This is a genomic window from Aminobacter sp. P4_H6_2, assembly GCF_056400805.1.
In genome coordinates this window covers 1-8,766 of record NZ_JBFUKO010000183.1, presented here as the reverse complement: position 1 = coordinate 8,766, position 8,766 = coordinate 1, and the positions used below count along the sequence as shown (strand labels likewise).

Genomic DNA, 8,766 nt, shown 5'->3' with positions numbered 1-8,766 from the left:
GCGGTGCGGCGCATCATCGGCAGTGGGCGGCAAGGGGCATGGAAATGCCGGTGGCGGTGGTGATCGGCGCTGACCCGGCCACGATGCTGGGAGCAGTCATGCCGGCACCCGAGGGTGTTTCGGAACTGGCGCTGTCAGGGCTGATCAACAACCGTCGGGTAGGTCTTGTACCGTGCAAAAGCATTGCCCTTCATGTGCCATCAAGTGCCGAAATCGTGCTCGAAGGCATGGTTTCGCCGACAGAGACCGCGCTGGAAGGACCGTTCGGAGACCACACCGGCTACTACAACGCGCCGGAGCATTACCCGGTCTTTCGTCTCAAGCGGATCCGCGTCCGCGCGAATGCCAACTACCTGACAACCTTCACCGGACGCGCGCCTGATGAACCTTCCGTTCTCGGCGAAGCGCTGTTGGAGGTCTTCAAGCCTTTGCTGCGCCAGCAGATTCCCGAGATTGTCGATGTCTGGCTTCCACCAGAGGCCTGCTCGTATCGTATCGCCGTGGTTTCCATCGCCAAGAAATATCCCGGCCAGGCGCGGCGTGTGATGATGGGGTTCTGGTCGCTGCTGCCACAGTTTTCCATGACCAAGCTGGTCGTCGTGGTCGACGACGATATCGACATCCGATCGTGGCCGGATGTCATGTGGGCGATCGCCACGCGGATGGATCCCTCACGCGACCTGATGCTGGTCGATCGTACGCCCATCGACCAACTCGACTTTGCCTCTCCTCTGGAGGGGCTTGGCGGCAAGCTGGGTCTGGATGCCACACGCAAGATCAGTGCGGAAACGCATCGTGCGTGGGGCAAGCAACTCAGCATGTCGGCAGAGGTCGAACGGCAGGTGTCCGCGCGATGGCGGGAATTGTTTCCACAATGAGCGGAACTGGACAAAAGATGAGCAAGCGACTGATCGTCGGCGTCACGGGAGCTTCGGGCTCCATTCTCGCGCTGGAAACCCTGCGCCAACTCGCCGGAGCAGGCGTTGACACCCATCTTGTGGTTTCCTCGGGCGCGCGGGCCAGCATCGCGCATGAACTTGGCGAGTATGGGCTTGACCGTCTTGCCGCCTCCGCCAGCCAAGTCCATTCTGCCAGCGATCTTGCCGCACCTATTGCCAGCGGATCGTTCAGGGCGGACGGCATGATCGTCGTTCCGTGCTCGATGCGCACGCTGGCCGCTATGGCGCATGGGCTCGGCGACAATCTCTTGACCCGTGCCGCTGACGTCACGCTCAAGGAAAAGCGCCGCCTGGTTGTCGCGCCGCGCGAAGCGCCGCTGCATGAAGGCCATCTCGAGGCGATGCTCAGGCTGGCGCGGATGGGGGCCGTCATCGCGCCGCCAGTGCCGCCTTTCTACACCAGGCCATCGTCCATCGAGCAGATGGTGCGCGAGATCGCGGCGCGCCTTGTCAATTGGGCCGGCATCGATCCCGGCAGTGAGCTCACGCGATGGGGCGAGGAGGGTTCATCGCCGCGTTCTAGGGCTTAGTCGGGGTCGACGTTGGACACGACGACAGATGCCGCATCGAAAGAGCTCCGTTGTTTGCGGCAGCAGCGATGTCGTCAAAAAGCAACGCGATCTCCGTATAGGCGCTTTGGTCCTGCTCCGTCGCAACCAGTTCGTCGAGATCCCGCAGAAAATAGAGAACAGCTTCGATCCGCTCGCGCTGCCGACGCGCATTGGCAAGCTGCTCGCGCGCGGCCCGCCGAATTTCCAATGCTTCGAACCTGGCCAGCGCCTGATCTAGCCGGTCGTGGCATTCGCAATCCAGTTCTACACCCTTCAACACGTTCGCCAGGCGCCGGGCCACTGTGGTTCCCTGACGCGGTTCGACGTGTTTGCTACCACCTGACTGAGAGGTGCTATTCATGGCCAGATTTATCCCTTTGCAGCGGTGTGTACTTGCGTCGGTGGCAACCCAAACATCCCCACACCACCATCCTGTCAGAGCGCCGACCGGCTATCCCGACAGTGATCGCCGCAGCTACGAATGGCCGGCGGCCGCATGGGAAAGCCGGGGATCATCATAGCGGCTTCATCAGACGCTTGTTTGTGCTGGAGCAAAATTCGACGTCGTGGGGTCGCCGAGACCGGGCCGATGAAGACATCCGGTCGTGGGTCGCGTCATGAAAGCGGCGGTCGAGACGCAATCACCCTTTCGACCATTTTTCCTGCTCGCCGCCCTGGATGCAATCCTCGGGGCAGCGATCTGGACGTTGCCAATGTCTGCAATGCAATTCCTTTCTGCGATTGGAATGCCCGCCAATGAATGGCATCGTAATGTGCTACTGTTCGGTACGGTTCCGGCTATCCTCGCCGGTTTCCTGCTTACGGCGCTCCCGCGCTGGACGCGGCGGCCACCCGCATCGAGGCGCGTCGTCCAGTCATTGGTAGCGCTGTGGCTGGTAGGTCGCGTCACGTTTCTGTTCGTCCGACCTGGCGCTGGGCTAGCTCTGTTTGCCCTGTTCGTTCTTTGGCTCGCGGTTTTGGTGGCGAGGCCGGTGATTGCCGCTCGTGACAGGCGCAACCTCAAGATCGTGCTTTTCTTGTTCATCTACTGCGCCAGCATCGCGCTCACGGCCATGTCTTGTGAACTGGTGCTCGCTCTGCGGATGGCCCTGGCTTCGGTCGTCTGCTTTGTCGCGATCATCGGGGGCAGGGGGATTCCGGCCTTGACCGAAGCCTATATCGAAAAAGGTGGCGGCCGGATCGTCATCGGTTCGCCGGCCGCCGTGGAGCGGCTGGCCGCTACTGCCACGGCGTGCGCCCTGGTCGGATGGATTGCTATGCCGCATGCGCAGCTAACCGGCGTCGCCTGCGCTGTAGCGGCCTGCGCACATACGGTGCGCCTGGCGCAATGGCGTGCTTGGCGAACCGTCGCATCACCAGCAGTTCTGGCACTTCACGTCGGATATGCCTGGACCATAGTCGGCTTTGCCCTTCTGGCGGCCCATGTTCTGGCCCCGCAGAGCATCGGGCGGGCGGCCGCCATCCATGCCTGGATGATCGGTGCGGTCGCCACCATGGGGCTCGCCATCATGGCGAGCATGATCCGCAAGCACGCCGGTCGCGCCTTTGCGCCTTCAGCGCCGGCAACGGCAGCGTTTGTCTTGATCTTCTTGTCGGCTCTGTCGCGCCTATTGGTCGAGCTGCTTCCGAGCGCAGGTGCGTTTTTTACAACGCTCGCAGCCATTTCATGGATTGGGGCCTTTGCTCTGTTTTTCGCCGCCTTCCGCCGGATGCTCGTGTTTCGCGATTTGTAACTCTCGCAGCGGCGCGCAGATTCCGACGTTAGGTGGCGGGGCGTTTTGCGTTTCAGGAACGATCTTCGGGCGAGTTCGTTTTCTGACAGCCGCGAGGCCCCCCGGCGAGCCGATGCGGGCCTTTTGCGAGTTGGCGGCAATCGCTGCCGAAGCATGGCGCGGATACCATTGTCTCCGCCAATCGTGAATTGGATCCATGTCCAAAAAGGCAGGCGCTGGCAAAAGTGCGGATAAGTCCCGCCCGTACGTGCAGCGAACGCGATGGTTCAGGGCCTTGGGTCCAGGTCTGATCACCGGTGGGCATGGGCTTTTCCAACATCRTTGCCTTGGCGATCTTTGCGCTTGGCATCGTTGGTACCGGGCTTTTGGCAGTGCCGGTCCTCGCTGGGTCGGCGGCATATGCCGTTGGGGAGACCCTGCGGTGGCCGACCGGGCTCGATCGGAAGCCAAAAGACGCCAAGGCCTTTTATGCGACGATTGCTGTTGCGACACTGATCGGCGTGGGGCTGAATTTCACCCCGATCAATCCGATCAGAGCTTTGTATTGGAGTGCTGTCATCAACGGCGTTGTCGCGGTTCCGATCATGGCCATGATGATGCTGATGTCAGTGCAGCCTCGTATCATGGGCAAGCAAACCATCGGTGGCACGCTTCGGGTATTCGGCTGGCTTTCGACGGCGGTGATGCTGGTCACGGCTGTCGCGATGATCGTGACGAGTTTTTTTGTAGCAGCATCACCTGCCTTGCCTCGACAATCCCGAAAAACTTCGCCGACGCCGGAACGATGCACTCCGCGCGGCATTGTTGTTGTCTACCCCCCACATCAGGAGAAGTTCTATGGCTCATGAAAAGCTCGACGACCTGTTCCACGACACGCTGATGGACATCTATTTTGCCGAGCGCAAGCTACTGCAGGCGTTGCCGAAGATGGCGAAAGGCGCCCAATCCCCGGAACTCAAGGCCGCCTTCGAAAAGCACCATCGTGAAACCGAAGGACAGATTGCGCGCCTGGAGCGGGTGTTCGAGATCATTGGCAAGAAGGCCCAGGGGAAGACCTGCGAGGCGATCCAGGGGATACTTGCCGAAGGCGAGGAAATCCTCAGCGAGTTCAAGGGCAAGCCGGCATTGGATGCTGGTCTTGTGTCTTCTGCCCAGGCTGTGGAGCATTACGAGATTGCGCGCTATGGCACATTGAAACAGTGGGCCAAGGAACTCGGCCTAAAGGATGCGGTCCAACTCCTGGACCAGACACTCACGGAAGAGTCCAAGACCGATGAAGCGTTGACGCGCTTGGCAGAGGGTGGCGTGAATCACAAGGCAATGGCCGCCTGAGGAATTTGCGGAAAAGGCCCGCCGATCTTCCATCTGAAATTCGACGGGCCTCCGTCTAATTCATTGCAAGCGTCCCGGGACCAATAGCAGTGCTTCCGATCCGTACCGCGCGCTGCTGCCCAAAAGACCCATCAGAAGCGACATGCTGCAACCAGCGACATGGTCGGCCCAGCCTTGCGGGCGGAGTCGGAAACTTGTTTGGTCTTGGACTCGGCCGGTGCAGGCGGGTCGACGATCGTCAGCTGACCTTCAGGTAGCGCGCCGCAAGCTCTCAGGTTGGTGATTCCTGGTTGCCGTCGGTCTAGGTGCGATTCGTTCAAGCTGCGCGCCATTGAGGTAACCCCAATCGGCGGCGATGATCCGCCTGTCGCCTGCCGCTCTGGCCATGCAGGTCGAGGCGTAGCGAATTCTCGTTATGCAGGTATGCTGTAGATTGCCCCTTGAAGGGTCAATTCTCTAATTCGCATGCTTTGGAAAAGGTGGCTCCCCGGGCCGGATTCATATTGATGACATTGGCGACGATGGCGTCAACCAATCATGACATAAGGCACTGAAATTAAAGGAATTGCTTGTCACTTGTAACATTACTGTCTACCAATAGCGCGTACCCTAATAGCGGGGAAAAAGCGGGGAAAGACAGGATGGGGAGCCATACTCGAAACGTTCTCACAGTAAAGGCTATCGCGGCTAGCAAGGCAACCAAGCTGCGTGATGGCGGAGGATTGTGGCTCGTTACCAAGGGCAAGGGCAGATACTGGATTTTGGATTACCGGTTCGACAAGAAGCGCCGGGAGCTAGGTTTAGGACCGCTTCATTCTGTCGGCCTGGCGGAGGCTCGCCAGAAAGCCGAGGCCGCCCTCGATCTGGTGCGCAAGGGTATCGACCCGATCGAACACCGTCACGGCGTGGAGGCCATCGAAGCGGCAATAGCGAAGTCGGCAGAAAAGACGTTCGGCCAGTACGCCGATGGATACGTTGATGACGCGGTGAAAGCTGGCCGCTGGCGTGGCGGAAAGACCGAGGCGAGGTGGCGTAATATGCTCACGAATCATGCTTCGGRCATCCGCGATAAGGCGCTGGCTGACATCGGAGTGACTGAGGTGCTGTTGGTGCTGCGTCCGCTATGGGGGGTTAAACAGGAAACAGCGGAGAAGTTGCGCGAGTGTATCGAGCGCGTTCTTGATTCCGCGAAGGTCGAGGGTCTGCGGACAGGGGGGAACCCTGCCGCTTGGAAAGGTAACTTGGAACACGTGCTTCACAAGCCGGATGCCCTGACGACCAAGAGCAACCATGCGGCGATGCCTTGGCGGGCAGTGCCGGCGCTCGTGAAGGTTCTGGCTGGCTTGGATACCGTCGGCGCCAAAGCGTTGGAATTTACCATCCTTACCGCCGCTAGGTCCGGCGAGACGCGCGGGGCAGTCTGGGGCGAGTTCGATCTGGATGGCAGGCTGTGGACTATCCCGGCCGAGCGCATGAAGGGCGGGAAGACGCATCGTGTGCCGCTCTCCGATTGCACCGTTGCCATTTTGAGGGAGATGAAGGCGAAGAGCATCAATGACTACGTATTTCCAGGCGCCAGGGATAAGCGGCCCATTTCTGAAAACACGATGGCGAAGGTGCTTGCTGACAATGGCGGCGATGGCTTCACCGTTCATGGCATGCGCTCGGCTTTCCGGGACTGGGTTACAGAGGCGACAGGCCACGACGGGGATCTTGCGGAGATGGCGCTTGCACATGCAGTCGGGGACGCCGTGGCGCGAGCCTATGCCCGATCTGATGCACTTACCAAGCGCCGGTTGCTCATGGCGGATTGGGCCGAATACTGCGGTGGTAAAAAATAATCATAAGGCAACCTTGACCATATCGCCCGAGGCGCCTTTTATGTACCAGGTGCGCGAATGCACTTTCGGGCCTAAGGCCAAAGCAGCGGGTTACCCCGCCGGGTAGTTGCCCCGAGACGGCAACGGCGCTTGAGCGTCAGTCAACCCCAGCGCCCAGCTTACATGCCGGAATCCCCACTCGACAATCAACCATTTTGAATTGCGCCCGGATTCCGTCTGGCGCCGAGGAGAACACATGATTCCTAGTAACGACAACCAGCCGCGGCTGGTTTCGCTCAACGATGCCTGCCGTATGACTAGTATGTCGCGCTCGATGCTCAACAAATACCGCGCCGAAGGACGTTGCCCTATTGCGGTTCCGCTTGGCGATCGCCGTGTGGCCTTCGTGCGAGGAGAGGTTGTCGCATGGATCGACGAGCGCATCGCCGCGAGGGCAGCATGAGCATCGCCATCGCAACAACAATCAAAGCAGCTTTCGCCGCCTAGCGTCTTGAAGGTTCAGCAGGTCGACCAAGTCGTCGGCCTGCTCCATTTCCAACCCTATTTGCGTCACCTGGTCCACTTCGGCCGGTTGGCCAGTGAAAATATCGAACACGGTCCAGGTGCCTTTGAACGGGCCGCCGTACTCTTTCCGCAGATCGTATCTGTTTCCAGACATGCGCACCTCCCAAGGAGTAGCAATGACAGACACTAGCACGAATTCCGCCTTCGCCATCGACCTCGTAACCGCCCCCCCGACCGCCGCCCACGGCAACGCCCCCCCTCGACCTCGCGCTTTCCTACGTCGCTCGTGACTGGCCAGTCTTCCCGACGCGCGCCAAAGAGGAGATGGACGACCACACCGGCGAGATTTACGCGCCCAAGACACCGTTGGTAAGCAACGGCCTAAAGGGTGCTTCCAAGAACGAGCGCATCGTCAAGGAATGGTGGCGCCGGACGCCGGACGCAATGATTGGCGTGCCGACGGGCAAGGCCATCAACGCATGGGTGCTCGACCTTGACCGAAAGCCAGGCATCGGTGACGGCCACGACTGGCTTGCCGACATGGAGGCTGCCAACGAGCCATTGCCTCCAACTGCCCGTGCCAAGACCATGGGCGGCGGCACGCATATCTTCTTCAAGCATGTCGACGGCATCCGCAATCGCGGTGGGCTGGGCGTCGCTGTCGATGTTCGCGGCGACGGCGGCTACGTCGTTGCACCGGGGAGCGTTGCGGCTGACGGGCGGTCGTACGAATGGATTGACTGGGAAGGCGAAGGGCATCCGCCTATCGCTGACGCACCGCAATGGCTGCTCGACCTCGTGTTGCCGCCCGTGCACACGGCCACGCGCCACGATTGCACCTATCAGCCGGGCGGCAACGACATCTATGTCGAGCGGGCACTTGAGGCTGAATTGCGTGCTCTGGCCACGACCGGACCAGGCGGGCGCGGCTACCAGTTAAACGCAAGCGCGTTCAGCGTCGGGCAGTTGGTGGCAGCCGGCGCTGTTTCTCGTTCGCAGGCAGAGTCTGGGCTATATCAGGCGGCGGTTTCGTGCGGCATCGCGGCCAAGGACGGCGAGCGCGAGACGTGGGCGAAGATCCGGCGCGGGCTTGCCGCCGGTGAGCGGCAGCCGCGCGAAATCCCCCAACCGGCCTACAGCAACGACAACACGCGGTTGGTCGACATCAGCCGCATGATCACCAACGGCTTGGCGAAAGGGAAGAAGGACGGCACGCAAGAAGCGAGCAACCATGCTGATCCCGAGCGGGACGAGTCCGACCTGTCAGAACCCGAAAACGCAGATGTAATCCCGAGCGGGATCGCCCCAGCGCCAACCGGCCCCACACCCGCCTTTATCGCCACCCCATTCTCGTGGATCGACCCGAAGACCCTAGCAAGACGCGAGTTCGCGTTCGGCACGCATTACATCCGTAAATACGTGTCCGTCACAGTGTCCCCTGGCGGCCTAGGCAAGACCAGCAACAGCATCGTTGAAGCTATCTCCATGGGTGCCGGAAAGCCGCTGCTGGGCGTAAAGCCACCGCAACGGCTGAAGGTCTGGCTGTTCAACGCCGAGGATCCGCGCGACGAAATGGAGCGCCGTATCATGGCGGCGTGCATCCATTATCGCCTGTCTCCCAAAGACATCGAGGGGCACCTGTTCCTAGATACGGGCCGCGAGCAAGAGCTCGTGGTGGCGATCGACGACAAGCGCGGCGTCAAAATACAGGTGCCAGTTGTCGAGGCGGTTGTCGAGCAGATCGAGCGCAACGGTATCGACGTCATGATTGTCGACCCGTTTGTGTCGACACACCAAGTCAATGAGAACGATAACGGCGCAAGGT

General features: G+C 60.6%; 10 protein-coding genes. 8 read left to right on the top strand and 2 right to left on the bottom strand.

Annotation, left to right across the window (positions count from 1 at the left end):
• Both AC1DUU_RS14900 and AC1DUU_RS14895 read left to right on the top strand, forming a co-directional pair.
• Positions 1 to 878, top strand: an 878-nt coding sequence (locus AC1DUU_RS14900; protein ID WP_476784184.1) for a UbiD family decarboxylase, incomplete at its 5' end; no start/stop codon positions are given.
• 17 nt (positions 879 to 895) lie between these two features.
• A complete protein-coding gene (locus AC1DUU_RS14895; RefSeq protein WP_476784183.1) occupies positions 896 to 1,489 on the top strand; it encodes a UbiX family flavin prenyltransferase in 594 nt (197 codons plus the stop codon).
• Here AC1DUU_RS14895 and AC1DUU_RS14890 read toward each other — a convergent pair.
• Complete coding sequence (locus AC1DUU_RS14890; protein ID WP_476784182.1) at positions 1,479 to 1,811, bottom strand: hypothetical protein; 333 nt, start codon at positions 1,809 to 1,811, stop codon at positions 1,479 to 1,481. The two genes, AC1DUU_RS14895 and AC1DUU_RS14890, sit on opposite strands and share 11 nt — an antisense overlap.
• 316 nt (positions 1,812 to 2,127) lie before the next feature.
• Here AC1DUU_RS14890 and AC1DUU_RS14885 point away from each other — a divergent pair, with 316 nt between their 5' ends.
• The 5 genes from AC1DUU_RS14885 (at position 2,128) to AC1DUU_RS14865 (ending at position 6,879) form a co-directional block, all read left to right on the top strand.
• Entirely contained in the window at positions 2,128 to 3,264 is a 1,137-nt protein-coding gene (locus AC1DUU_RS14885) for an NnrS family protein (protein WP_476784181.1), read from the top strand.
• Positions 3,265 to 3,566: 302 nt separating this feature from the next.
• Positions 3,567 to 4,112, top strand: coding sequence for a divalent metal cation transporter (locus AC1DUU_RS14880; protein WP_476784180.1), 546 nt, complete (start codon positions 3,567 to 3,569; stop codon positions 4,110 to 4,112).
• A complete protein-coding gene (locus tag AC1DUU_RS14875) occupies positions 4,102 to 4,596 on the top strand; it encodes a YciE/YciF ferroxidase family protein (RefSeq protein WP_476784179.1) in 495 nt (164 codons plus the stop codon). Before AC1DUU_RS14880 ends, AC1DUU_RS14875 begins: the two co-directional genes overlap by 11 nt.
• Before the next feature lie 641 nt (positions 4,597 to 5,237).
• A complete protein-coding gene (locus AC1DUU_RS14870; RefSeq protein ID WP_476784178.1) occupies positions 5,238 to 6,437 on the top strand; it encodes a tyrosine-type recombinase/integrase in 1,200 nt (399 codons plus the stop codon).
• Positions 6,438 to 6,672: 235 nt separating this feature from the next.
• Positions 6,673 to 6,879, top strand: coding sequence for a helix-turn-helix transcriptional regulator (locus tag AC1DUU_RS14865; protein WP_476784177.1), 207 nt, complete (start codon positions 6,673 to 6,675; stop codon positions 6,877 to 6,879).
• 21 nt (positions 6,880 to 6,900) lie between these two features.
• On the opposite strand, the gene AC1DUU_RS14860 is transcribed toward AC1DUU_RS14865, so the two are convergent.
• The gene (locus tag AC1DUU_RS14860; protein WP_476784176.1) at positions 6,901 to 7,095 is read right to left on the bottom strand and encodes a hypothetical protein; all 195 of its coding nucleotides are present in this window, start codon (positions 7,093 to 7,095) and stop codon (positions 6,901 to 6,903) included.
• Positions 7,096 to 7,265: 170 nt separating this feature from the next.
• Here AC1DUU_RS14860 and AC1DUU_RS14855 point away from each other — a divergent pair.
• On the top strand, positions 7,266 to 8,766 hold a 1,501-nt coding region (locus tag AC1DUU_RS14855; RefSeq protein ID WP_476784175.1), incomplete at its 3' end, for a bifunctional DNA primase/polymerase.

Bases quoted from the DNA above. Each gene is read 5' to 3' on its own strand.
- AC1DUU_RS14895 (WP_476784183.1), top strand. From the start codon at position 896: ATGAGCAAGCGACTGATCGTCGGCGTCACGGGAGCTTCGGGCTCCATT.
- AC1DUU_RS14885 (WP_476784181.1), top strand. From the start codon at position 2,128: ATGAAAGCGGCGGTCGAGACGCAATCACCCTTTCGACCATTTTTCCTG.
- AC1DUU_RS14875 (WP_476784179.1), top strand. From the start codon at position 4,102: ATGGCTCATGAAAAGCTCGACGACCTGTTCCACGACACGCTGATGGAC.
- AC1DUU_RS14865 (WP_476784177.1), top strand. From the start codon at position 6,673: ATGATTCCTAGTAACGACAACCAGCCGCGGCTGGTTTCGCTCAACGAT.
- AC1DUU_RS14860 (WP_476784176.1), bottom strand. From the start codon at position 7,095: ATGTCTGGAAACAGATACGATCTGCGGAAAGAGTACGGCGGCCCGTTC.